The sequence below is a fragment of the Sphaerisporangium sp. B11E5 genome, assembly GCF_039871875.1.
Classification (GTDB): domain Bacteria; phylum Actinomycetota; class Actinomycetes; order Streptosporangiales; family Streptosporangiaceae; genus Sphaerisporangium.
The window spans coordinates 35,580-60,398 of sequence record NZ_JBDPMD010000028.1 but is presented as its reverse complement, the minus strand read 5'-3'; the positions used below and the strand labels follow the sequence as shown (position 1 = coordinate 60,398).

The following is a 24,819-nucleotide window of genomic DNA, read 5'->3' as shown; positions in this document are numbered from 1 at the left end:
CTGCGTCAGTTCAGCTCGGCCTTGATCTCCTGGCGGAGGGTCGGGAAGTCCAGGTGGGCGTCGGTGAGGACCTTGGCGGCGAGGCCTTCGCCCTCCCGGAGGATGCCGAGGAGGATGTGGCTGTTGCAGATGTAGTTGTGCTTGAGGGCTATGGCCTCGCGGAGGGAGAGTTCCAGGACCTTCTTGGCGCGGGGGGTGAAGGGGATGTGGCCGAGGAAGCGGCGGCGGCGGGTGGGGTCGGGTTTGCGGTCGAGGGCGCCGGGGCCGAAGGTGGCTTCCACCTTTTCGCGGATGGCGTCGAGGTCTATGCCGATGGAGTTGAGGGCTTCGGCGTCGAGGTCGTCGGGGGCGGCGAGGAGGCGGGCCACGGCGTCGCCGGCGCGGTCGTGGTCGATGCCGTGGCGGAGGAGGACGCGGGCGGGGGGTGTGTCGGACTGGCGGAGGAGGGCCAGGAGGAGGTGTTCGGTGCCGATGTAGTCGTGGCCGAAGGGTTTGGTCTCCTCTTGGGCGAGTTGGACGGTCTGGCGGGCGTCCTGGCGGAATCGCTCGAACATTGAAGGGCCTCCGGTTTTGGGGAGATGGGGGTTACTTGTCGCCGCGGCGGAGCAGGCTGCGGCCGCCGGCGTACTTCTTGTGGACGGCCTGCCTGCTGACGCCGAGGAGGACGGCGATCTCCTGCCAGGACCAGCCCTGGTCGCGCGCGTTGTCGACCTGGAGGGCTTCCAGGCGTTCGACCAGGACGCGCAGGGCCCGTACGGCGCGGAGACCGATGGCGGGGTCGCGGCTACCGGCGTCGGAGGCCAGTTGGGCGGTGTCGCTCATGGGTGTCAATATAGGTTGACGCAGGCCGCCGTGTCAACCTTGGTTGACGCCCGTCGGCGGAACGTGAAAGATCATCGCGACAGGCCGGATCCGGCGGGAGTTTCCCCAGGTACGACCGGGGATCGGCCGGAAAATGGTTTGCTGCCTCAGGTCCCGGTAGTCCAGCCTGAATGGGCCATGCGCTCCCTGCCTCTCGCCGATCCCGGCGTTCCCGATGCCCGCGGACCCTTCCACTTCCTGTGGTGGATCGCCCGCGGCCAAGCCGTGCCCCTCCTCGGCGGCACCGGCTTCGCCGTGTTGTGGTGGCTCGCCCAGGCCCTGGTCCCCGCCGGCATCGGCCGGGCCATCGACAGTCTCACCGTCCACGACACCGGCGGCCTCGTCCGCTGGTCGCTCGTCGTGCTCGGCCTCGGCGCGGTGGCCGCGTTCGGCGGCGTCATGCGCCACCGTTCGGCGGTCTACAACTGGCTGTGCGCGGCCTACCGCACCGTCCAGGTGACCGCCCGCCAGGCCACCCGGCTCGGCGCCACCCTGCCGAAGCGGCTGTCCACCGGCGAGGTGATCAGCGTCGGAAACTCCGACATCGCGCACATCGGCAACGCCATGGACATCCTGCTGCGCGGCGTCGGCGCCCTGGTGGCGATCGGCGCGGTCACGGTGATCCTGCTGACCACCTCCACACAGCTCGGCCTGATGGTGCTGATCGGCGTGCCCCTGATGGCCGCGGCGGTCGCGCCGCTGCTGCGCCCCCTCCACCGCAGGCAGCACGTCCAGCGTGAGCTGCAGGGCGACCTCGCCACCCGGGCCGGCGACATCGTGGCGGGCCTGCGCGTGCTGCGCGGCATCGGCGGCGAGCAGGTCTTCACCGACCGCTACCGCGAGGAGTCGCAGCGGGTGCGCGAGGCCGGCGTGCGGGTCGCCTCGGTGGACGCCGCGCTGGAGGGTGCCCAGCTCCTGCTGCCCGGCATCCTCATCGCGTTCGTCACCTGGCAGGGCGCTCACCTCGCTCTGGACGGCACCATCACCGTGGGCCAGCTCGTCTCCTTCTACGGCTACGCGTTGTTCCTGGTGGGTCCGCTGCGCACGCTGACCGAGGCCGCCGACAAGATCACCAAAGGGCACGTGTCCGCCCGCAGGGTGGTGCGCATCCTGTCCCTGAATCCCGAGATCGACGGCGGCACGGCCTCCGCGCCGTCCGAGGTGGGCGACCTCGCCGACGCCGCGTCGGGCGTGGTCGTCCGGCCGGGACGGCTCACCGCGCTGGCGTGCGCGGCGCCCGAGGACGCCATCGCGGTGACCGACCGGCTCGGCCGCTACGCCGAGGGCGACGTCACCTACGGCGGCGTCCCGCTGGGGCACATATCGCCCGCCGAGGTGCGTGAACGCATCCTGGTGGCCGACAACGCCGCCCGGCTGTTCAGCGGGCGCCTGCGCGACGAGCTCGACCCCACCGGGACGGCCACCGACGAGGAGGTGGCGGCCGCCCTGCACACCGCGGGTGCCGAGGACATCGTGGAGGCGCTGCCGGACGGCCTGGAGTCGCACGTCGCCGAGGGCGGCCGGGAGTTCTCCGGCGGCCAGCAGCAGCGGCTGCGGCTGGTGCGGGCGCTGCTCGCCGACCCCGAGGTGCTGATCCTCGTGGAGCCGACCAGCGCGGTGGACGCCCACACCGAGGCGCGCATCGCCGACCGGCTCGCCAAGGCCCGCGCCGGGCGCACCACCCTGGTGTGCAGCACCAGCCCGCTGATGCTGGACCGCGCCGACCACGTGGTCTTCGTCAAGGACGGCACGGTGGCGGCCGAGGGCGGGCACCGCGCCCTGATGGCCACCGAACCCGCTTACACCGCCACCGTCACCCGAGGGGAGGACTGAGCATGAGCCAGGCGACGATCCTGCCGGTCGCCGACGAGGCGCAGGTCCGGGCGTACGCGCGCCGGCTGACCCTGAAGTACCCCCGCCGCCTGGCGGCCGCGCTCGGGCTGCACGCCCTGGCGGCGGTCGCGGGCCTCGCGGCGCCGCGCCTGCTCGGCGAGCTGGTGGAGGGCGTGCGCGACGGTACGGGCGTCAGCGTGGACACCGTGGCGCTCAGCATCGCCGCGTTCATCGTGGCGCAGGCCGTGCTGATCCGCTTCGCGGTGTACAACTCCGCCAAGCTCGGCGAGGCCGTCCTGGCCGAGCTGCGCGAGGAGTTCGTGGACCGGGTGCTGGCCCTGCCGCTGTCCACCGTGGAGCGCGCCGGCACCGGCGACCTGGTCACCCGCACCTCCCGCGACGTCGACTCCCTGTCGCGCACGGTGCGGCACGCGGTGCCGGAGACGCTGATCGCGGTGGTGGCCGGCTCGTTCGTGCTCGGCGCGCTGGCCCTGGTGGGCCCGCTGCTCCTGCTGCCGTCGCTGCTGGCCGTGCCGCTGCTGTGGGTGTCCACCCGCTGGTACCTCAAGTGGGCCAGGGACGGCTACCTGCGGGAGAACGCCGCGTACGCCGAGATGACCGAGGGCCTGAGCGAGACCGTGGAAGGCGCCCGCACCGTCGAGGCGTTCCGCCTGCGTGAGCGCAGGCACCGCCGCACCGACACCGACATCGCCCGCTCGTGGGCCGCCGAGCGCTACACCATGAGGCTGCGCACGGTGTGGTTCCCCGCGGTCGAGTTCGGCTACGTGCTGCCGGTGGCGGCCACGCTGCTGTTCGGTGGCCTGTTCCACATCAACGGCTGGGTGTCGCTGGCCCAGGTCACCGCCGCCACGCTGTACGTGCAGCAGCTCATCGACCCGCTGGACCGCCTGCTGTCCTGGGTGGACGAGCTGCAGGTGGGCGGCGCGTCGATGGCGCGGCTGCTCGGCGTGGCCAACGTGCCGGACGACCGCGAGGCGGGCACCGGCCGCCCCGCCAGCGAGGAGATCATCGCCACCGACGTCCGGTACGCCTACCGCGAGGGCCGCGACGTGCTGCACGGCGTCTCACTGGACGTCGCGCCGGGGGAGCGGCTCGCCATCGTCGGCCCGTCCGGCGCGGGCAAGTCCACGCTCGGCCGGCTGCTGGCCGGCATCCACGGGCCGCGCACCGGCACGATCACCGTGGGCGGCGTGTCGCTGGTGGACCTGCCGCTGGACGACCTGCGCGGCCACGTCGCGCTCGTCACCCAGGAGCACCACGTGTTCCGCGGCACCCTGCGCGACAACGTGCTGATCGGCCGCCCCGGCGCGCAGGACGCCGAGGTCAGGGCCGCGCTGGCCGCCGTGGACGCCTGGGAGTGGGTGGACGCCCTGCCGGACGGCCTCGGCACGGTGGTCGGCTCCGGCGGCACCGCGGTGTCCCCCGCGCAGGCCCAGCAGATCGCGCTGGCCCGCCTGGTGCTCGCCGACCCGCACACCCTGGTGCTGGACGAGGCCACCTCACTGATCGACCCGCGCGCCGCCCGCCACCTGGAGCGCTCGCTGGCGGCCGTGCTGGAGGGCCGTACGGTGATCGCGATCGCCCACCGCCTCTACACCGCCCACGACGCCGACCGCGTGGCCGTCGTCGAGGACGGCCGCGTCAGCGAACTGGGCTCCCACGACGAACTGGTCGCCGCCGGCGGCGCCTACGCCGCCCTGTGGTCGAGCTGGCACGGTACCCCACGATGAGATGAGGCCCGTCCCCGTTCCGCGCTGCATCGGAACGAGGACGGGCCGGCTCGTCAACGGCCACCGGATTTTCCGGGCACGGCGATTTCACCCGTCCCTGTGGATTATCCGTGGCCGGTGCCGTCTCTTTGTCGCACGCCGTCGGCTTTCCCCTCCGTACTGCTCTGGCGCTGATTCCGAGAATGTCTATTACAAGGCAGAAGTTTATCCCGAGTCAACGATTCCGGGCTGATTGGATCGGGATTCAACCGGCGGGCCCTGGAGCGATCCTCCCGGGGAGTCGGTTCACACGGCAGATGTCGCGGCCTGAGATATTTCAAGGAATGAAACACTTCACCCCGTGCTCACCGGCGGGTGGTGCGGAACAGACGGCACCGGACGCCGGGACGCGGCCCCTGGCCCGGCCCTGCTTCAGGTGCCCAGCGGAAGCCGGCGCTCCCCCCGGCGCGCGCAACGTGATGCCGAAAGGGATGTGAAGCGCGAGCACCCGCGTTGCCGCCGCGGCAGGTGACGGCGATCCCGGAACCGGACACACCGCGCTCACCCGGACGTGAAATCCGCGGCACCGGTCCGGCGTCATTCATGTTCTCCGGGAATGAGAGCCTTACGGGCTTCCATCGGGCTCGAATTGTTGACTCCGGTGGATTTGCAGTCATGTGGTTCGGTCAGCCCGGTGGCCGCGCGCGACCACGCGTCGATGCCGTGTACTTCTCCTCCTCGCGGTGAACACGGACGGGACCCCGCCGTGGCGGGGTCCCGTCCGTGTCGCGGGGTCAGGTGGACAGGGCCTTCTTCAGGAAGTCGACCTGGAGCAGCAGGAGGTTCTCCGCGACGACCTCCTGCGGTGTCATGTGGGTGACGCCGGACAGGGGGAGCACGGTGTGGGGGCGGCCGGCGGCGAGGAGGGCTGAGGAGAGGCGCAGGGTGTGGGCGGCGACGACGTTGTCGTCGGCCAGGCCGTGGATGAGCAGGAGGGGGCGTTCCAGTTTCTCGGCGTCGGCCAGCAGGGAGGAACGTTCGTAGACGCCGGGCTGCTCGGCGGGGTGGCCCAGGTAGCGCTCGGTGTAGCCGGTGTCGTAGAGGCGCCAGTCGGTGACGGGCGCGCCGGCGACGGCGGCGTGGAAGACGTCGGGGCGGCGCAGGACGGCCAGGGCGGCGAGGTAGCCGCCGAACGACCAGCCCTTGATGGCGACACGGGACAGGTCGAGGTCGTCGGGGTGGAGGCGGGCGGCGCCGTGCAGGGCGTCCACCTGGTCCTCCAGCACGGGGGTGGCGAGGTCGCCTCGCACCTCGCGCTCGAACGCGGGGCCGCGCCCGGGGGTGCCGCGGCCGTCGGCGATCACGACGGCGAAGCCCTGGTCGGCGAACCACTGCGCCTCCAGGTAGGACCGCCCGGCGGCGATGGCGCGCTGGGCGTGCGGGCCGCCGTAGGGGTCCATGAGGACGGGCAGCCGGGCCGAACCCGGCACGTGGCCGCTCGGCAGCAGCACCGCGGTGGTCAGCTCACGGGTGCCGGTGCGCACCAGCGACACCCGGGGCTCCAGCCGCGGCCGCTCAGCGAGGGAACGCACGGTGCGGCGGTGCTCGCCGCTCACCACGCGGACGACCGTGGCGGGGGACTCGAGGGTCTGGCTCACCTGGACCAGCACGCCGTTGCTCAGACGGCCGTGGTGCACACCCGGGGTGTCGCCGGTGAGGGGCGTGAGCGTGCCGGACGCCCAGGTCCACAGGTGGATCTCGGCGGGGTCGGTGCTCGCCCGGAACAGCACGGTGCCGCCGTCCACGCCGATCACGTCGCGCACCTGCAGCTCCGGCGGCGTGACGGGCACGCCGTCGACGAGCAGGCGCCGCGCGCCGCCGTCCACGGCCGTCCACACCAGCTCGCCGCCGGGCAGCCGTGCGGGCACGCCGGGCACCACGTCCACCCAGGCGGGGTCGGTGTCGGCGCGCACCTCGGTGGTGGCGCCGGTGGCGGCGTCCACGGTGAGCAGGCGCATGGTGCGCTGGTCGCGGGACATCGTGACGATCATCGGGCCGAGCCGGTCCCACACCGCCGTCACGAGGTACTCGTCGTCGAACGGCACCGGGGTGCGCGAGCCGTCCACCCCCAGCACCAGCAGCTCCACCGCGGCGTTGGCCGTGCCCGCGGCCGGGTAGGCCACCGTGGCCGGGGTGCGGCCGGGGTTGGCCGGGTCGGCGATGTGCCAGCGGTCCACCGGCGACTCGTCGGCCCGCTCGGCAAGCAGCGCCGTGCCGTCCGGCGACCACCAGTGGCCGCGCAGCCGCTCCAGCTCCTCGGCGGCGATGAACTCGGCCAGGCCGTACGTCACACCGTCGGTCTCGGGCTCGGCCAGCGCGCGGTCCTCACCGGTGGCGATGTCCTGCACGCGCAGCGCGCCGCCGCTGACGTACGCCACCCGGGCGCCGTCGGGCGAGACACGCGGGTCGATCACCGGGCCGGGGGTGGTGAGCGCACGCGCCCGGGCGGCGGCGACGTCCAGCACGTACAGCGCGCCGGACAGCGCGAAGACGACCGTGGTGAGCGCGGTGTCGGCGTCGTACGCCACCACGCCGCCCGCCGACTCCCTGGCCCGCTCGCGGCGCGCACGCTCCTCGGCGGGGAGGTCCTCGTCGGCCGGCCCGAGGCCGGCCGGGTCCACCAGCAGCCGCTCCTCGCCCGACCCGAGGTCGAGCTCCCACAGGCAGGTCACCGCGTCGGTGCCCGACCGGCTGCGCAGAAAGGTGGCGCGCTCGCCGCCCGGGGCGACGGTGAAGCCCCTCGGCACTCCGAGGGTGAAACGGCGGGTGCGTGCGTACATGCGCGGGAAGCTCTCACTCATGCCCACATCCTGCCAGCCCGCCGTCCAGGGGCCACGCGGGCTGTGGAAAAGCGGACGTAGTCTCGGGGCATGACTGATCGCCGTTTGTTGCTCGTGCACGCACACCCCGACGACGAGTCGTCCGGCACCGGCGCCACGATGGCCAAATACGCCGCGGAGGGTGCCCACGTCACCCTCGTGACCTGCACCTTGGGGGAGGAGGGCGAGATCGTGGTGCCCGACCTGGCCCACCTGGCGTCCGATCAGGAGGACCGGCTCGGCGAGCACCGCATCGGGGAGCTGGAGGCCGCGTGCAAGGCCCTCGGTGTGGACGACCACCGTTTCCTCGGCGGCCCGGGGCGCTGGCGCGACTCCGGCATGATGGGGGAGCCGACCAACGACGACCCCCGGTGCTTCTGGCGTGCCGACCTGGACGAGGCCGCCGGGGAGCTGGTCTCGATCATCCGTGAGGTGCGGCCGCAGGTCATCGTGACCTACGACGAGAACGGTTTCTACGGGCACCCCGACCACATCCAGGCGTACCGGGTGGCGTGGCGGGCGTACGAGCTGTCGGGTGACCCGTCGTTCGGCACGGGGGAACCCTGGCAGGTCGCCAAGTTCTACTTCCTCACCATGGCCAAGTCCGGCATGCGGCGGGTCGCCGAGCAGATGCGGGGCAGCGACTTCGATTTCTTCACCGAGGAGAACATCGACGAGCTGCCGTTCGGGTCGGAGGACGCCGAGATCACCACGGTGATCGAGGCCCAGCCGTACGCCACGGCCAAACTGGACGCCCTGCGCGCGCACCGTTCCCAGATCGCCGCCGACATGCCGTGGTTCGTGATGGCGGAGCGGTTCGGCACCGAGGGTCTCGGCATCGAGTACTTCCGGCTGGTGGCGGGGAAGCGCGGCCCCGCGGGGCGGCAGATCCCGCCGGAGGAGTGGGGGCTCGGCGAGCCCTTCGACCGGGAAGACGATCTCTTCGCGGGCATCGGCTAGCCTTTTGACCCATGGAGGAAGAGCAGGTCGGCCCGGTGCACCCGGTGGTGTCCGCCGTGGTCGCCGGCCTGGCGTACGCCGTGCTCTTCGTCCTCGGTGTGGTCTTCGGCGTCGTGGCCGGGCTGGCGCACTCCTGGGACCCCGGCGGTGGCATTCCCCTCGTCCCCTTGGTGCCGATCGGCCTGTGCCTCGCGTTGTTCGGCCTCCTGTACGGCGCGGGGCGGCTGATGGCGTCCAAGCTCGGCGCGTTCGTGCCGGGCATGGGGTGGATGCTGGTGGCGCTGCTGTTCGCGGTGCAGCGGCCGGAGGGCGACCTCGTGATCGCGGCCAACGCGGCGGGTTACTGGTATCTGCTGGCCGGAGTGGTGGCGCTCGTGGCGGCGGTGCTGCTCATCCCCTCGACGGGGTCATGGCTGCTCCATCAAGGGAGCTACCCGAGCAAGCACCCGGTCAACTTCTCGGATGGCATGTCCGCTTAAGCTGGCGGCCGTGCGATCTGTGGACAATCAGGTGACCCAGGAACTGTTCCGCGCGGTGGCCGGCCGGTTCGCGACGGGCATCGCGATCGTCACCACCCACGGCGACGGTGTGGACCACGCGATGACGGTCAACGCCTTCTCCTCGGTCTCGCTGGACCCGCTGCTGGTGCTGGTCTGCGTGGAGAAGGTGGCGCGGTTCCACGACGCGGTCGTCGCGGCGGGGGAGTGGGGCGTGTCGATCCTCGGTGAGGACGGCGAGGAGGCGTCCCGCGCGTTCGCCACCCGCGGCCGCACCCTGGAGGGGCAACTGGACCGTTGGGCGCACCGGCGTGGCTCCCTCGGGCTGCCGCTGTTCGACTCCGCGATCGCCGCCATGGAGTGCCGGACCACCGCCGTGCACGACGGCGGCGACCACTCGATCATCGTCGGCGAGGTCGTCACCGTGGCGCTCCCCCGCGACGCGCCTCCGTTGATCTACCACGAGGGCCACTACCGTCACCTCGCCCCCGGCGCGCCTCCCGGGACGCCGCCGGATCCCGGCCCCTGAGGACGTGACGGAACGCCTCCGGTGAGTGACAATCGAGACATGCTCCGGCGGCATCGGGCACGGCAAGTGATCAACTACGTCAACCTCTCCACCCCGCTCGGGGTGATGATCGCGCTGATCGGCGGGGCCACCGTCCGCCGCGGCGAGGACGGCCTGCTGTACGCGCACGGCTACCGCCTGCGTTTCCCGGTCGCCGGCGCCTTCACCGTGGGGAACGTCGTGCTGACCGCCCACCCCGACGGCCACCTGACCGGCGCCCTGCTGCGGCACGAGTCCCGGCACGCCACGCAGTACGCCTTCTGCGTGGGCCTGCCCATGCTGCCGCTGTACGCCCTGGCCGTGGCGTTGTCCTGGGCGCTGTGCGGGCATCCCGCCGCGTGGAACGTGTTCGAACGCCTGGCCGATCTGGACGATGGAGGCTACCCGCGGCAGCCCTCACGGTGGCGGCGGGGCACCCTGGAGTAAGAGGGCTGGCACGTCCTCGGTACGCCTACTCCGATCGGGGGATTTCTCCACTTCAGGAAGGACAGGACGGATACCCCGTACGGCCGACGCATGTTTTTCGCGTACGGGGGATTATCAAGATCGAGCGTCTTGATCGTCATATCCGTCGCATGACTCTCGCCTGGCCTGGAAGACCAACAGGAGGGGTTGCATGTCGCAAACCGTCAGCCCTGAGATCTCCCCCTCGACCCCGTCCCGCAAGCGCACCTGGCCCGCCGACTTCAAGGACCGGCTGACGTGCCCGCTCCCCGACTTCCGCGAGGTGCTGAGCGTGGCCTGGCACGGCGGCATCCGGCCGGACATCGGCGACGCCGACCAGATTCCCGTGCTGCGCGCGGGCCTGCCGCCGGTCCTGCCCGTCGAGACGGCCGTGACCTGGGTGGGGCACGCCACGTACGTGCTGCGGATCGGCGGGCTGACCGTGCTCACCGACCCCGTCTGGTCGAGGAAGATCCCCGGCGTGCGGCAGCGGCTCACCCCACCCGGGCTGGCCTGGAGCGACCTGCCCCACGTGGACGCCGTCGTGATCAGTCACAACCACTACGACCACCTGGACGCCCCGACGATCCGGCGCCTGCCCCGCGGCACCCCGATGTTCGTGCCCGCCAACCTCGGGAGCTGGTTCACCCGCAAGGGCTTCAAGGACGTCACCGAGCTGGACTGGTGGGAGAGCGCCCGTGTCGGCGAGGTGTCGTTCGACTTCGTGCCCGCCCACCACTGGAGCCGCCGCGGCCTGCGGGACACCTGCCGCAGCCTGTGGGGCGGCTGGGTGCTCACCTCACCGCACCAGCGGGTCTACTTCGCGGGCGACACCGCGTACGGCGACCGCTTCGAGCAGATCGGCGACCGCTACCCCGGCATCGACCTGGCCCTGATGCCCGTCGGGGCGTACGAGCCGCGGTGGTTCATGCGCGTCACCCATGTGAACCCGGCCGAGGCCGTCCGGGCCTGCGGCGACGTGGGTGCGCGGCGGATGGCCACCATGCACTGGGGCACGTTCGTGTTGTCGGGGGAGCCGTTGATGGCCCCGGTCCGCGAGGCCCGGGAGGCATGGGAGGCCGCGGGCCGCGAACCGTCCGATTTGTGGGATATGGCCATTGGTGAGACTCGTGTGCTCAGTGGGGACCGCTCGCCGTTCCATACCGTTTGACCAGGGGGGTGGGTGTTCCCTGGCCCGCGGCGGACGGGCCCCCAGGTGGCGTGCGCGGCATCCCTGGGACGACCCCTGAGGCTCCCTGGCCCGGTGGGAATCGCTCCCTGGCACAGGCGCCTGACGAACGCCGGGGTGTGCTGACCCCCGCTTTAGGACTGTCCTGATGCGGACATTATCCGGAAAGTGACCGTTTTACGTGGTTTGGGGTGCCATGAATGCTTATACCCAGCTAAAAGGGGAGTTCGCCGTCCTGTGACGTGGTAATCGCCGGGCCGGAACAAGGCATGCGGTCGTCAACAATGAGCATTTAACATTTCTGACCTGCAGCGTCAAGGTATTGATCAGCCTTTCCCATGCATGAAATACCGGGGTGTCACCGTAATTCACCCTAGGAGGATCACCCCGGTGAATAACCCCCTGAGCACCCCCAGAGCACCGCGATTCCGCCAGTTGGCTGTGGCCATGGGCATCGTGATCGCCGCCGCCGGCATGGGCACCGCCCAGGCCGCCAGCGCGCCGGACCCGGTCAAGCCGCAGACCACGGGGGCCATCGAGCTCACCGGCGCGGTCCCGGGTGGCTTCGCGACCTGGAAGGACCTCCTGCTGTTCCAGGAGAAGATGGTCAAGGCCGCTGACCGCCTCACCGCCGCCACGGGCAACGGTGGCGGTTACGCCGGCATCGTCGCGGCGCCGGAGAACCGCGAACTGCGCGTGTACTGGAAGGGCAAGCCGTCCAAGGCGGTTAACGACCTTGTGGGCCAGTTGCGGCGCGACGTGGCGATCAGCGTCCTGCCCGCGCAGTACTCGGCTCGTGAGCTGGAGCGGGAGGCGAACCGTCTCATCCGCGACAACTCCGGTGTGATCACCTCCATCGCCCCGCTGCAGGACGGCTCCGGTCTGAAGGCCTCCACCAGTGTGATCGGCGCGGCCCGGACCGCGATCGCCGGCACGTCCGTCCCGGTCACCCTTGAGTACGGCGTGAAGCCCGAGCTGACCACCCGCTGGGACGACTCCCCGCCGTGGTGGGGCGGCGGCGCGTGGCGCAACGCCAGCAGCGGCGGTGGTTGCTCCACCGGCTTCGCCGTGACCTACGGCGGCGCCCAGAAGATGCTCTCCGCCGGCCACTGCGGTGCGAACGGCAACGTCGCCACCGACCCGACCGGTCAGACCATCGGCAGCATCACCCAGGACAACAACAGCCGTGACGTGCTGCTCATCGGCACCAGCGCCGGTGGCCGGGTCTTCAACAACCCGATCAACGCCAACGGGAACGCGATCATCAGCACGGAGTACAGCAACCCCGTGATCGGCACCAGCAGCTCCTACGCCGGCCTGTACATCTGCACCTCCGGCGCCTACTCCGGCACCAACTGCAACATCCGCGTCATCACCGTCAACGTCACCATCAACGTCGGCTACCTGATCTACGGCACCGTCCAGGCCGAGCAGCAGGCCCGCACCAACGCCGTCGGCCAGGGCGACAGCGGCGGCGCCGTCGAGGTCGTGAACCCGAACAACACCACCCAGGTGTACGCGGCCGGCGTCAACACCGCCATCGACACCAGCACCTCGGTGGCGTGCACCGGTTACGTCACCTCGGGCCGTATCTGCGCCTGGCGCACGTACTACTCCCCGTGGAGCAACGCCACCACCGCGTTCCCCGGCATCGCCATCATCACCGGGTGATCCACACCCTCTGATTGACACGATCAGGGGCCGGTGCGCAGGCGCCGGCCCCTTTTCGCTTACCGGCGGCCGTCCGGACCCTTCCGCTGCGCACGAGGTCCGGATCGGCCGCTGCCCGCATGAGAACACTTTGCGATTTGCTGAGGAGGATCGGTGAACAACCCCCAGGAGCCATCAGGTCACCGCGGTTCCGTCGTCTGGCTGTGGTGATGGGCATCGTGATCGCCGCCGGCATGGGCACCGCTGAGGCGGCGAGCGCGCCGGACCCGGTCAAGCCCCGGGCCACCGGGGCCGTCGAGCACACCGGGCCGGTGCCGGGTGGCTACGCCTCGTGGAAGGACCTGCTGCTGGCGCAGCAGAAGATGGTGAAGGCCGCCGACCGCATCACCGCCGCGGCAGGCGACGGCGGCGGGTACGCCGGCATCGTGCTGGCTCCGGAGAGCCGCGAACTGCGCCTGTACTGGAAGGGCAAGGCGCCCCGGCAGATTGACGGCCTCGTGGGTCAGTTGCGGCGTGACGTGGCGATCAGTGTCCTACCCGCGCGGTACTCGGTTCGTGAGCTCGAACGTGAGGCGAACCGCCTCATCGGTGCGAACAGTGATTTGATCACCTCCATCGAGCCGCTCCAGGACGGCTCGGGCCTGAGGGCCACCACCGCCGCGACCGGTCTGGCCCGCACGGCGATCGCCGGCGCGGCGGTGCCGGTCACCCTTGAGCACGGCGTGCAGCCCAAGGTCGCCAGCCGCTGGGACGACAGCCCGCCGTGGTGGGGCGGCGCCGTGTGGGGCACTCCCTCGGCCGCCTGCACGACCGGTTTCGCGGTGACCTACCAGGGCGTCAGCAAGATATGGACCTCGGCGCACTGCGCGAACGTCGGCCAGACCGCCGCGGACCCGACCGGCCAGGTCATCGGCACCGTCACGCACGACAACGCCTCCCGTGACTCGCTGCTCATCGGCGCGAGCGCCGCCGGCCGCGTCTTCAACAACCCCATCGGGAACGTGGCCACCGAGTTCAGCAACCCTGTGGTCGGCACCAACAGCTCCTACGTCGGCCTGTACGTCTGCACCTCCGGTGGCTTCTCCGGCACCAACTGCAACATCCAGGTCAAAGCGGTCAACGTCACGATCAACCCGGGCTGGCTGATCTACGGCACCGCCCGCGCCGAGCAGCTCTCCTTCACCAACGCGGCCGGCGGCGGCGACAGCGGCGGCCCGGTCGAGATCCCCGACGCCAGCAACACCAACCAGGTGTACGCCGCCGGCATCGTCACCGCCACCGACTACAGCACCCAGGTCCCCTGCACCGGCTACCGCCCCACCGGCCGGGTCTGCACCTGGCGCATCTACTACTCCCCGTGGACCAACGCGGTCACGGCGTACCCCGGCATCACCATGGTCACCTCGTGATCGACGCGATCTGACACGTTCTGATGCGAGTGATCAGGGACCGGGGCCATGGCTCCGGTCCCTTTTCGTCATCCTCCGTCCCTCCGAGAGGAGCCATCCGTGAGCACCCTCCGATCAAGCCCCCGAGCGGCACGATTACGTCACCTGGCCGTGGCGATGGGAATCCTGACGGCCGTCACCGGGATGGGCACCGCCCAGGCCGCCGGCGCGCCGGACCCGGTCAAGCCCCCGACCACCGGCGCCGTCGAGCACACCGGCCCGGTGCCGGGCGGCTACGCCTCTTGGGACGAACTGCTGCTCGATCAGCAGAGAATGGTCAGGGCCGCCGACCGGATCACCGCCGTGCCGGACAAGAACGGCTACGCCGGTGTCGTCGCGGCGCCGGAGCACCGCGAGCTGCGCGTGTACTGGAAGGGCGAGCTCCCCGCCCGCGTCGGCGACCTCGTGGAGCGGTTACGGCGGGACGTGGCCGTCAGCGTGCTGCCCGCGCGGTACTCGGCGCGTGAGCTGGAGCGTGCGGCGGACCGTCTGATGCGCGAGAACGGCGACGTGCTGACCTCCGTCGCGCCGCTGCAGGACGGGTCGGGGCTGACGGCCTCCGTCGCCACCGTCGGTGCGGCCCGTACGGCGGTCGCCGGTGCGGCGGTGCCGGTCACGCTGGAACACGGCGTGCGGCCCGAGCTCGCCAGCCGCTGGGACGACAGCCCGCCGTGGTGGGGTGGTGGCGTGTGGGGGACCGGCGGCTCGGCCTTCTGCACGACGGGGTTCGCGGTGACCTACCAAGGCGCCACCAGGCTGCTGTCCGGCAGGCACTGCGCGAACGTCGGCCAGACCGCCACGGACCCGACCGGCCAGGTCATCGGCCCCGTCACCCACACCAACAACCCGCGTGACCTGCTGCTCATCACCACCGGCTCCGCCGGGCGGGTCTACAACAACCCGGTCGGGAGCGTGGCCACGGAGTACAGCAACCCGGTGATCGGCACCACGAGTTCCCTCATCGGCATGTTCGTCTGCGTCTCCGGCGGTTTCTCCGGCACCACGTGCAACGTCCGGGTCACGGCGGTCAACGTCACCCTCAACGCGGGAAGCGGCTACCTGCTCCAGGGCATGGTCCGCGCCGACCAGGCCGCCTTCACCAACGCCGCCGGCCAGGGCGACAGCGGCGCCCCGGTGGAGGTCCTCGCCCCCAGCAGCACCTCTCAGGTGTCCGCGGCCGGCTCGATCAGCGCCATCGACGGCGGCGCCCGGGTCCCCTGCACCGGCTACGTCACCAACCGCCTCTGCTCCGCCCGCGTCTACTACTCCCCGTGGAGCAACGCGACCGCGGCCTTCCCCGGGATCACTGTTGTCACCGGGTGACCGGCACGTCCAGGAATAACTCTTACGAACGGATCAACGGCCGGCGCCCCGGGCGCCGGCCTCCTTTCGTGCCCATCGCCGTCATTCGGGTGCCACTATGATCGTTTATCGGAGGACCGCATGGTGCCTTTCCATGACCGCGTGAACGCATCGCGTCCACTTTTCGTTTTACAGGGAGTCGAGCCAGCGATCGGGAGGCGTTCACCATGAATCAGAACCGTCACCACCGTTCCACGGCCACCGTTCTCGGAGCGGCGTTCATCGGCTGCCTGATCACCGCCCTGACGGCCTGCGCCGCCCCCGGCTCCGGCGACACCGGCGCCTCCGCCGAGGGAGCCCCGGCCCCCCAGCCGAGCGCCACAGGACCCGTGCCCGGCCAGGCGGATCAAGTGCGGCTGACCGTCCTGGCCGGTCAGGTCGAGGAACACCTTCGCCAGAACCACCCCGACCAGTACGCCGGCGTGGTGCTCAACGGCGACAAGCTGCTCGTCTACCGCGTCCCGTCCAAGGCGCTGGACGCCTCGCTGAGTGCCGAGTTCCCGGACGCCCCCCTGCGACTGCGCGACGCGGCTCACTCCGCCCGCCGGCTGGAGGCCCTGGCCCAGCGCGTCACCGGCGACATCGACTACTGGACCCGTAAAGGCGTCCCCATCACGACCGTCGCACCGCTGGCCGACGGCTCCGCCGTGGAAGTGGGCACCACCGACACGGAAAAGGCGTCCGCCGAACTCCCCGAGCGCTACGGCCCCGTGCCGCTGAAATTCACCGAGGCCGACCCCGCCCTCCCGCTCCCCGGTGCGACTCCCAGTTAGTGCGTACTCGGCATTCAACAGTTGAGCCGTTCCGCTATCTTTGTACAGTGGGAACAGGTACGTCGTCGAACGTGGCAGCGACCCGATATCGGTCGGCCTGGAGGATTAACGCACTTCGCCGGTATCGGCACCGAGCACGTCAGATGGGCGACGTACCTGACGACAAGAAGAGCGGCTATATCCGGATTCGTCGTCGATTTCCTGACCCCCTAGCCGGAGAACCTCCCCGCGTGCTCCCGTGCCCACCGGGCGGCCTTCACCGCGTCCTCCCCACTGAAAGGCGCACCAGGCAGCCGCCCCAGCCGCTCCACCTGCTCGGCATACCGCAGATACTCCCGCCGAGCGTGTTCCCGGCACCCGAGACAGGTAACACTTTCCGGCCGCGTCGAGGTCATCACATAAGGCACCTGAACCCCACAACCGGTGACCACGACACCAGGCGAGTCCGGCGCCTTCCCGAAAATCGACACGACCAAGTTGCGATACCCCGCCCCCGCCCGCATCACGTCCCGCTCGACATGGATATGCGGATCGCTCTCACTCATCCACATCCGCCCTTCCTCCAAGCCACCCACAATCAGCCTAATGCGTCCCCCATTTGACCGGGAGGTGCTCAAGCGGCCCACACCCGGTTGCCGGTGCGTTCTCTGCCATGACTACGGGGACCGCGACCAGTGGGACGTCCTGGACCGGCACACCGTGGAGCACGTCCAGAGCCGGGGCCGGAGCGTGAAGATGATCCCTGAGGACGACGAGGGACGGCAGGGGGGAGGTCAGGCCCAGGTCTGGCCTTCTGGGGTGTCTGTCACCTTGACCCCCAGGGCGGCCAGGTCGTCGCGGAGGCGGTCGGAGGTGGGCCAGTCCTTGGCTTCTCTGGCTTTGGCGCGGGCCTCCAGGAGCTCGGCGGCGCCTTCGGGGAGGACGGGGACCTTGGGGGGCTTGCCTATGTCGGCGGAGAGGTCCAGGCCGAGGACGTGGTCGAGGTGGAGGAAGGTCTCGAAGCGGGAACCGGGGGGGACTGATTCGTCGCGTTCCAGTTCGCGCAGGACGCGGAGGGCCTGGGGGGTGTCCAGGTCGTCTTCGAAGGCGTCTCGGGCGCGGTCGGCGTAGGGCTTGTTCAGGGCGGCGCTGGGGGATTCGGCCCAGGTGGCCACCTGCTGGCGCCAGCGGCGGAGGGTGCGGTCGGCGGCGGTGAGGGTGTCCCAGGTGAGGTTCATCTGCTGGCGGTAGCGGTGTTCAAGCAAGGCCAGGCGGACGGACAGGGGGTCAAGGCCGGCGGCCTCGACGTCGGAGAGCAGGACGACGTTGCCGGTGCTCTTGGCCATCTTGCGGCCGTCGAACAGGACGTGCTCGCCGTGGACCCAGTGGCTGACCACGTCGTGGCCCACCGTCGAGTTGGACTGGGCTCGCTCGTCCTCGTGGTGGGGGAAGCGGAGGTCCTTGCCGCCGGTGTGGACGTCGATGTGGTCGCCGAGGAAGCGCAGGGACATGGCGGAGCACTCGATGTGCCAGCCGGGGAAGCCGCGGCCCCAGGGGCTGTCCCAGGTCATCTCGCTCACGGTCTCCGAGCCTTTCCACAGGGCCCAGTCGGCGTGGAAGTGTTTGCGCTCGTCGGGTTCTATGCGGTGGCCGGGCTTCAGCGCGTCCAGGCGGTTGCCGGAGATCTCGCCGTACGTGGGGAAGCTTGTCGCGTCGAAGAAGACCGAGCCGTCGCCGGACGCGTACGCGTGGCCGCGCTCGATGAGCTTGGCGATCATCTCGATCATCAGATCGATGCTCTCGGTGGCGCGGGGGGTGTGCTCGGGAGGCCGGATGTTGAGCTTCTCGGTGTCGCGGCGGAAGGCGTCCTCGTAGAAGCGGGCGATCTCCAGGGCGGAGCGGCCCTCGCGGCGGGCCTGGGCGAGGACCTTGTCCTCGCCGGTGGCGTCGATCTGGTCGTCGTCGGCCAGGTGGCCGACGTCGGTGATGTTCTGGCACACGACGACATGCACGCCGCGCCGCTCGAGGACCCGGCGCATGAGGTCGGGCAGCAGGTAGGAGCGGAGGTTGCCGACGTGGGCGTAGCGGTAGACCGTCGGCCCGCAGGTGTAGTCGCGCACCACGCGCGCACCCTCTGGAACGATCGATTCCGGCCGCCTGGTCCTGGTGTCGTACAGCCTCAACATGACCAAGAGCTTAGGACATGATCGGGCGCCTGTCCGGGGCGCCTGTGGACGGCCCGGGGGCGGACGCCCCCGGGGCGGCGGGTGTCAGACGGCCTCGGGGTCCAGGAAGGCGAGGATGTCGCGGTCGCCGCGCTCGCGCAGCCGGGTGAGGATCTCGTCGCGGGACGCGCCGTCCGGCAGGCCGATGCGGGCGCCGATCAGCCGCAGCGCCTCCGCCTCCGAGGCCACCGGCGCGGTGTACCCGATGAGGTGCAGGGCCATGTTGATCGGCGGCAGGCCGGACGCGGCCTGCGGCAGGTAGCGCGTGAGCAGTTCCCCGCCGTCCGACACGGTCAGGAAGATCGAGTCGCCCTCGCCTGCGCTGTAGTCGGCGAGGATGGCCCGGATCGACCCCATGGTCGGCTGGTTGTGCCAACTGATCACGACGTCGCCCGACGGCGTGGACGTGGTGAGCTGCCCGCCCGGCGCCATGCCGAGGTGGGCGGCGAACCCGGTGGGCAGCGGCGAGCCCGACCCGCGCAGGTGCTCTCCGTTGACGTCCACCCGGTGCCACCAGCGCCCGTCGCGGCTACGGAACGAGCGCCGCGTCATGGACACGTCCCGGCGGGGGCTGTACGGCTCGGCCTGCTCGGGGGCCGCCACCCGGATCCACCCGCGCTGGGTGCGCTCGAACCCCGGCCCGCCCGCGTACGCGCGCACCGAGCTCTCGCTGACCTCGTACTTGGAGGTGAGGGCGGTGACGACGCTGTTCACCGACGCCTCGCCGCCGGCCCGCTCGATCTCGCGCACGATCATCTCGCGGATGCCGATGTACTCCTCGCCGCCCCAGCGCGCCAGCCCGTACCGGTTGCGGTCCACCCGCAGGAAGCGGCTGTCGGCGGTGAGCTGGTTGCGGATGCCGACCAGGCTGTAGTCCTCGCCGATCCGCGTCTGGATCTCCTCAGGGCTGAGCGGCCCCTCGGCCACGGCCAGCACCGCCTCGGCCTTCTCGTTGACGCTGCGCGGCCACGGCACGACGTGCCCCTCAAGGATGCGCAGGTTCGGCACGGCGGCCAGCCACCGCTCCGCGACGTCCTCGCGCACGCCGAGCTGGGCGACCATGCCGACCGCCTCGGGCAGCTTCACCGGCCCGTCGGTGAAGAGCTGACGCGTCTTCTCCTTCAGCTCGTCGGCGCCGCCGGTGACCAGCCAGCCGTCCACCTGCTCGTACCCGGCGAGCAGCGTGCGCACGAACCGCCAGGCCGGCACACCGAGGGTCGTCAGCTCGGTGCGGTGCCAGGGGACGGCGGCGGCGAGGTCGTCGGCGGGCACGGCCGAGCCGAGCCGCCCGCGCAGCCACGTCAGGTGGGCGGCCAGCGGCGCGGCCTCCGGGCCCGCGAGCCGGGCCTGCACGTGGTCGCGCAGGTCCCGCTCGATCTGCCTGATGCGCTCGCGGGTCACGGAGAACCGCTGCGCCAGCTCGTCCAGCGTGACGCGCCGCTCGGCGTACACCCGGTCCCGGGCGATGGCCCGCTGCCGGTCGTCGAGCGCCGCGAAGATGTCGTCGATCAGTTCGGGGATCGGGCGGTCCTGCCGCACCGGCGGCGCGGGCGCGGCGGCCGGCTCACGCCCGGCGGGGGCCGTGGACGCGATCAGCCGGTCAAGCACGTCGGCGAAGATCGTGCGCACCGTCTCCCGGGAGTCGGGGGTGCGCGCGGCGCGCTCGGGGTCGATCATCCTGAGCAGCGGCAGGATGTCGCCGAGCGGTAAGTGCCCCCAGCAGGCCACGGCGAGGTCGGTCAGCCGCGAGGCCACCTGAGCGGTGCCCGCGATCAGGCAGGCCCGGTCGATGGGAAGCGCCTGCCACCACGCGTCCGGGAGACGGGGGTCGCTCGCGATCGGCTCGACCTCGCCGGGTGCGGTCCAGCGCAGGGGAGGCACGATGTCGCTAAGGCTCAGATTCATGGAGGTCCAAACCGGCATGGGGCGTGTGGTGGGATCAGACGGGGTCCATTCCGCGGGTTCAGGTTATTGGGTCAGGGTGGGAGAAAGGGACTTGCCCGCCCTGAATAGGACACATAAAGGCGCTCGCTGGCCCGGGTGCACGCCATGTACAGCAGGCCACGTTCCCGTTGCAGATCGTGCGCGCGGGCGGTCGGGTCCTCCTCGGCGGGCGTGAGCGAGCCGGGGGCGGGGACGACGCCCTCGGCCACGCCGATCAGGGCGACCCGGCGGTACTCCAGGCCCTTGAGCCCGTGCAGCGGGGTGACCCGCACGCGCAGGCCCGCCGCGCCGAGCGCCGCCTTGGCGTTCTTCACGAGGTCCGCCGATCGGGCCGCGACGGCCATCGCGCCCGCGGGCACCCCCTCGGCGAGCCAGTCCCTGATCTGGGCGACCAGCCCGGCGAGCTCGGCGTCCGGCGAGGTGTACTCCCGGACGGCCGGGCGCGGCCCCGAGTGGCCGGCGCGGAACCCGGCGAGCTCGGTGACGCCGTCCACCAGGCCGTCCACAGGGCCGCCGCCGCGCAGCCGCACCGCCCAGGTGAGCGTCTCCTGCGACAGGCGGCGCGACACGGTGAGCCGGTAGGTCTCGGCCTTCATCCCGAGGGTGCTGAGCGCGATGCGGGTGTCGAACACCCGCTGGTGGGGGTCGCCCACGATGAACAGGTCGTCCGGCCCCGGGGGCACGGCGGCGCGCAGCAGCCGCCACTGCGCCGGGTGCAGGTCCTGCGCCTCGTCCACCACGATGTGCCGGTACGGCTCGTGGCCGGGCGCGTCGTCGCCGAGCAGGTCCCCGGTGGTCCGGCCGAGCAGTGTGCTGGCCCGCGCGGCCAGCTGAAGCAGGGTGCGCCTGCCGGTCTCGCGCAGCCGCCCGGTGACGTGCTCGATGGCCCGCCACACCTCGGCCCGCTCGCCGCGGTCCAGCTCCACGCTGCGGCCCGGGCGGGACGCGGCGAGGTACTCCTGCATGGTGCACAGGTTCTGCGCGAGGATCACCTGCTCCCACTCGCGCATCAGGAACGCGGGGCTGTGCGGCGCGCCGTACAGCTCGGCGGCCTCCTGCCACAGCGTGGCGACGTCGGGGGCGCCGACCAGCAGCGGCGGCCGTCCCTCGGCCTCGGCGACGATGCGGTGGGCGAGGCGCTCGACGTTGCCGACCTCGATGCGGGCCCGCACCCGCGCGTCGTCCACCAGCACGTCCAGCTTGGCGGCGACGTCCGCGACCGTGGCCTGGGAGAACGTCACCACCAGCACCCGGCCGCCGCCGGTGCGCGCCAGATGCGCGGCGCGGTGGAGCGCGAGCACGGTCTTGCCGGTGCCGGCCCCGCCGGTCACCAGCACCGGGCCGTCGTGGCCGTCGTGGTAGGCGATGCGGTACTGGACCGCGTACGGGAAGCCGCACCACCGCGGGCGGTCCAGCAGGTGGTCGAGCTCCTCGGCGTCCACGACGAACACCGCGCTCCCCGGCGTGCGTTCGAGCGCGGCGGCCAGGTCGCTCACGTCCACCGACGTCGCGGGGACGGCCGCGCACGCGTCGAGCGCCCGCCACGCCTCGGCGACCGACCCGCCGTCGGCGAGCACCGACAGCGGCGCGTACTGGCTCTCGGGGATCAGCGGCTCCAGCGCCTCCAGGGTCGCCTCACTGGCCATCAGCCGCACCAGGGGCAGCAGCCAGGTGTCGATGCCGAGCCCGAGCAGGTCGGTGTCGCAGACGTGCGCGAACAGCCGCCGCCCCCCCGACTCCGCGGCCCGGCGCAACGCGGGCTCCACGGCTTCGAGCGCGGCGGCGTCCCACACCTCCGCCATCCCGCCGGCGGCGTTGACCGCGAAACGGTGCCGCTGGGCGTACGACCAGGCCTCGGCGTCCGGCAGCACCGCCAGCATCCAGTAGACGTCGCGCTGCCGCACCACCACGCCCCGGTGGTGGACGGTCAGCCGCATCGTCGCCACCCGGGGGTCGCGGGTGTTGCGCACCCGCTCGGGATGCGGGGCCGAGGTGGCGCCGCGCAGGAACCGGCGCAGCGACACCACCGCCTCCTGGCGTGCCGCGGGCGCCAGCGCACCGAGATCCCGATGGACCTCTGGGGCGATGGCGAGCCGGGGCACCGGGGCTCCTGTCAGACCATCAGGGACAGCAGGTCGCGGTCCCCGCGTTCACGTAGCCGGTTCATCAGCTCGGGCAGCCCGACCGGGCCGGTCATGCCGATGCGGGTGGCGAGCACGCGGATCGTCTCCTCGAGCGACTCGGTGCCGCCCGACGTGTGCCCCGCCAGCCGCAGCGCCATCGCCCCCTTGTCGGCGTCGCCGGACGCCGCGGGCACCAGGCGGGTGCGCAGCACCTCGTCCTCCTCGGCGACGGTGAGGAACAGGTGGGCGCCCGGTGTGGCCTCCATGTCGGTGAGCAGCCCGCCGAGCGACTCGATGACGGGGCGGGTCTGCCAGCTCAGCGTGATGTCGCCCGTCGCGCTGTTCACCGTGCGGCTCTCGCCGGGGGACATGCCGAGGTACGCGGCGAACCCGCTCGGCAGCGGGCACTCGCCGCCGTTGATCTGCTCGGGCGCCACGTCCACCCGCAGCCACCACAGGCCGTCCGGGTGCCGGAAACACCTGCGGGTCATCGACACGTCCTTCAGCCGGCCGTCCGGCACGGAGTGCGCGACCTCCTGCTGCCTCGGCCGCTCCGCCTCCTGGCCGGCCGCGGGCTTGGAGCTCTGGATGCGCAGTTGCGGCACGCTCTCCAGCCACTCCTTGGCGACCTCCGGGTGGATGCCGAGCGTGGAGACCAGCTCGAGGGCCCGGGCCACGGTGGGCGGGCGTTCGGCGTCCAGGATCAGCGCGCAGGTGCGTTCACGCAGCTCGTTGACGTCCTCGGAGACCAGCCAGCCCTCCTGCACCGTGTAGCCGGGCAGGGTGGCGAGCACGAACTGCCACGCGGGGACGTCCAGCGAGCGCAGCTCACGGGTGTGCCAGGGGGCCGCGGCGACGAGCCGTGACCTCGGGGCGGCGACGCCGAGGGTGCCGGGCAGCTTCTCCAGGTACTGCGCGTAGGGGGCCGCGTCGGGGCTCTCCAGCCACTCGGCGAGCCGTTGCCGCAGCTCCTGCTCCAGCGCGACGATCTCCTCGGCGGGGACGGCGAACAGTTTGGCGAGCTCCTCGGGAGCGGCGGGGGCGTCGGTGAAGACGTGGTTCTGCGCCACCGTCCAGGTCTTGTCGTCCAGGCCGGCGAAGGCGGCGTCGATGATCGCGACCATGTCGCGCTCCTCGCCCGCCGTGCTGAGCTCGTCGGTGCTGGTGCCCACCGGGCCGGCCGACTCGCCGGGTTCGGTGCCGGCGCGCTCGGGCTCCCCGGCGTCGCCGTCCTGCCGGTCGAGCGGCCCGTCCTCGGCGGCGGGTTCGGCGGCGGTCTCGCCGGTCTCGCCGGGGCCGAGCGGGTCGGGGCCGAGGGGATCGGGGGACGGCTCACCGCGGCCGAGGGGGTCCGGGGACGGCTCGTGACGGGTCCGGTCGGTGCCGAGCGGATCGGGGTCCGGCTCGCCGGCGGCGGGCGCCGGAGGCGTCGGGGACGGGGGCATCGAGGACGGGGCCGGAGGCGTCGGGGACGGGGCCGGGGGCATCGAGGAGGGGGCCGGAGGCGTCGGGGACGGAGCCGGGGGTGTCGGGGACGGTATCGACGCCGGCGTCGAGGGCGGGGGCACCGGGGTCTGCGACGGGTCGTACCGGGGGGCGGGGGACGGGCGCTCGGGGCGGGGTGGCGGGGTGAACATCGACGGGCGGGACGTCGTCGGGCTGCCCGCGACGGCGTCGCCGAACACCCGCTGCTCCAGCGCGGCGGTGGCCAGGCGGGCCGCGGCCAGGCCGAGCGGGTCGCCGGGGTCGATGGCCTGCCGCGTCTGCCGTTTGGGCAGCGCCGGGCGGCGCACCGGCAGCGGCTCACGCTCAGGGACGGCGGGCATGGGGGCCCGCGGCGCGGCGGGCACCCGCTCGTCCGGCGCCTTCTCCGCGGGGGCCTTGGCGCCGGCGGTCAGGCGGGTGAACACCGTGCTGAACAACGCGGCGAGCACCGGGCGGGGACGGATGAACGGCTGGTCCGACAGCTCCCTGCCGGTCAGCGCCAGGAGCCCGTGCCAGGAGCCCACACGGTCGAGCGCGATGGAGACCTGGGGCTCGTCGGCCTCCTCGGGATCCATCACATGCAACGCCGGCAGCACGTCGCCCACCGCGGCCGCCGGCCAGTGCTCAAGCGCCAGCTCCGTCAGCAGCTCACCGAGCGCCTCGGGCCCGAGTACGGCGAACACCTGGGTGACGGGCAGCGAACGCCACCACGCGTCCGGCAGCCCGGGCAGGTCGCGAAGCTGCGAGAACCCCGCCGCGTCACTCCAGCGAAGCGGAGGCACGAGATCACTCAGGCAGAAGTTCATCCCGTTTCCTCTCCGGTGATGTCAGGACCAGAACATAGTCTG

Annotated in this window: 18 protein-coding genes; 11 read left to right on the top strand and 7 right to left on the bottom strand. The window is 71.9% G+C overall.

The annotated features are described in order from the left end of the window. Nucleotides 1–5: 5 nt before the first annotated feature. Together ABGB17_RS23690 and ABGB17_RS23685 are read right to left on the bottom strand one after the other, a co-directional pair. Nucleotides 6–554 (bottom strand): Clp protease N-terminal domain-containing protein, encoded by a 549-nt coding sequence (locus ABGB17_RS23690; RefSeq protein WP_347633106.1) that lies wholly within the window; start codon nucleotides 552–554, stop codon nucleotides 6–8. Between the two features lie 31 nt (nucleotides 555–585). Then, complete coding sequence (locus tag ABGB17_RS23685) at nucleotides 586–822, bottom strand: helix-turn-helix domain-containing protein (protein ID WP_347633104.1); 237 nt, start codon at nucleotides 820–822, stop codon at nucleotides 586–588. A gap of 177 nt (nucleotides 823–999) precedes the next feature. Here ABGB17_RS23685 and ABGB17_RS23680 point away from each other — a divergent pair, with 177 nt between their 5' ends. Together ABGB17_RS23680 and ABGB17_RS23675 are read left to right on the top strand one after the other, a co-directional pair. Beyond that, a complete protein-coding gene (locus ABGB17_RS23680) occupies nucleotides 1,000–2,694 on the top strand; it encodes an ABC transporter ATP-binding protein (RefSeq protein ID WP_347633102.1) in 1,695 nt (564 codons plus the stop codon). A 2-nt stretch (nucleotides 2,695–2,696) separates the two neighbouring features. Next, entirely contained in the window at nucleotides 2,697–4,445 is a 1,749-nt protein-coding gene (locus ABGB17_RS23675; RefSeq protein ID WP_347633100.1) for an ABC transporter ATP-binding protein, read from the top strand. Between the two features lie 773 nt (nucleotides 4,446–5,218). Here ABGB17_RS23675 and ABGB17_RS23670 read toward each other — a convergent pair. Beyond that, the gene (locus tag ABGB17_RS23670) at nucleotides 5,219–7,285 is read right to left on the bottom strand and encodes an LpqB family beta-propeller domain-containing protein (protein ID WP_347633098.1); all 2,067 of its coding nucleotides are present in this window, start codon (nucleotides 7,283–7,285) and stop codon (nucleotides 5,219–5,221) included. 69 nt (nucleotides 7,286–7,354) lie between these two features. On the opposite strand from ABGB17_RS23670, the gene mshB reads away from it, so the two are divergent. The 9 genes from mshB to ABGB17_RS23625 all read left to right on the top strand — a co-directional run bounded on the left by mshB (nucleotide 7,355) and on the right by ABGB17_RS23625 (nucleotide 16,215). Next, the gene (mshB, locus tag ABGB17_RS23665; protein WP_347633095.1) at nucleotides 7,355–8,263 is read left to right on the top strand and encodes an N-acetyl-1-D-myo-inositol-2-amino-2-deoxy-alpha-D-glucopyranoside deacetylase; all 909 of its coding nucleotides are present in this window, start codon (nucleotides 7,355–7,357) and stop codon (nucleotides 8,261–8,263) included. 11 nt (nucleotides 8,264–8,274) lie between these two features. Further along, entirely contained in the window at nucleotides 8,275–8,742 is a 468-nt protein-coding gene (locus tag ABGB17_RS23660) for a DUF6113 family protein (RefSeq protein ID WP_347633093.1), read from the top strand. Nucleotides 8,743–8,752: 10 nt separating this feature from the next. Then, nucleotides 8,753–9,289 carry a flavin reductase family protein gene (locus ABGB17_RS23655; RefSeq protein WP_347633091.1) on the top strand — a complete coding sequence of 179 codons (537 nt, stop codon included), beginning with the start codon at nucleotides 8,753–8,755 and terminating at the stop codon, nucleotides 9,287–9,289. A gap of 39 nt (nucleotides 9,290–9,328) precedes the next feature. Beyond that, nucleotides 9,329–9,754, top strand: a complete 426-nt coding sequence (locus ABGB17_RS23650; RefSeq protein ID WP_347633089.1) for a hypothetical protein — start codon at nucleotides 9,329–9,331, stop codon at nucleotides 9,752–9,754. A gap of 190 nt (nucleotides 9,755–9,944) precedes the next feature. Further along, entirely contained in the window at nucleotides 9,945–10,943 is a 999-nt protein-coding gene (locus tag ABGB17_RS23645; protein WP_347633087.1) for an MBL fold metallo-hydrolase, read from the top strand. 465 nt (nucleotides 10,944–11,408) lie between these two features. Continuing rightward, nucleotides 11,409–12,632, top strand: a complete 1,224-nt coding sequence (locus tag ABGB17_RS23640; protein ID WP_347633085.1) for a hypothetical protein — start codon at nucleotides 11,409–11,411, stop codon at nucleotides 12,630–12,632. 206 nt (nucleotides 12,633–12,838) lie between these two features. Further along, nucleotides 12,839–14,041, top strand: a complete 1,203-nt coding sequence (locus ABGB17_RS23635; protein ID WP_347633083.1) for a hypothetical protein — start codon at nucleotides 12,839–12,841, stop codon at nucleotides 14,039–14,041. A gap of 99 nt (nucleotides 14,042–14,140) precedes the next feature. After that, nucleotides 14,141–15,403, top strand: a complete 1,263-nt coding sequence (locus tag ABGB17_RS23630; protein ID WP_347633081.1) for a hypothetical protein — start codon at nucleotides 14,141–14,143, stop codon at nucleotides 15,401–15,403. 206 nt (nucleotides 15,404–15,609) lie between these two features. After that, nucleotides 15,610–16,215, top strand: coding sequence for a hypothetical protein (locus ABGB17_RS23625; RefSeq protein WP_347633079.1), 606 nt, complete (start codon nucleotides 15,610–15,612; stop codon nucleotides 16,213–16,215). A gap of 773 nt (nucleotides 16,216–16,988) precedes the next feature. Here the strand turns inward: ABGB17_RS23625 and cysS are convergent. The 4 genes from cysS to ABGB17_RS23605 form a co-directional block, all read right to left on the bottom strand. Further along, nucleotides 16,989–18,380: a cysteine--tRNA ligase gene (gene cysS / locus ABGB17_RS23620; protein WP_347633077.1), complete on the bottom strand. Its 1,392-nt coding sequence runs from the start codon at nucleotides 18,378–18,380 to the stop codon at nucleotides 16,989–16,991. Nucleotides 18,381–18,464: 84 nt separating this feature from the next. Beyond that, nucleotides 18,465–20,324 (bottom strand): sigma factor-like helix-turn-helix DNA-binding protein, encoded by a 1,860-nt coding sequence (locus tag ABGB17_RS23615; RefSeq protein ID WP_347633075.1) that lies wholly within the window; start codon nucleotides 20,322–20,324, stop codon nucleotides 18,465–18,467. A gap of 71 nt (nucleotides 20,325–20,395) precedes the next feature. Next, nucleotides 20,396–22,465, bottom strand: coding sequence for a UvrD-helicase domain-containing protein (locus tag ABGB17_RS23610; RefSeq protein ID WP_347633073.1), 2,070 nt, complete (start codon nucleotides 22,463–22,465; stop codon nucleotides 20,396–20,398). 11 nt (nucleotides 22,466–22,476) lie between these two features. Then, on the bottom strand, nucleotides 22,477–24,777 hold the full coding sequence (locus ABGB17_RS23605) for a hypothetical protein (protein WP_347633071.1): 2,301 nt from the start codon (nucleotides 24,775–24,777) through the stop codon (nucleotides 22,477–22,479). Between the last annotated feature and the right edge of the window lie 42 nt (nucleotides 24,778–24,819).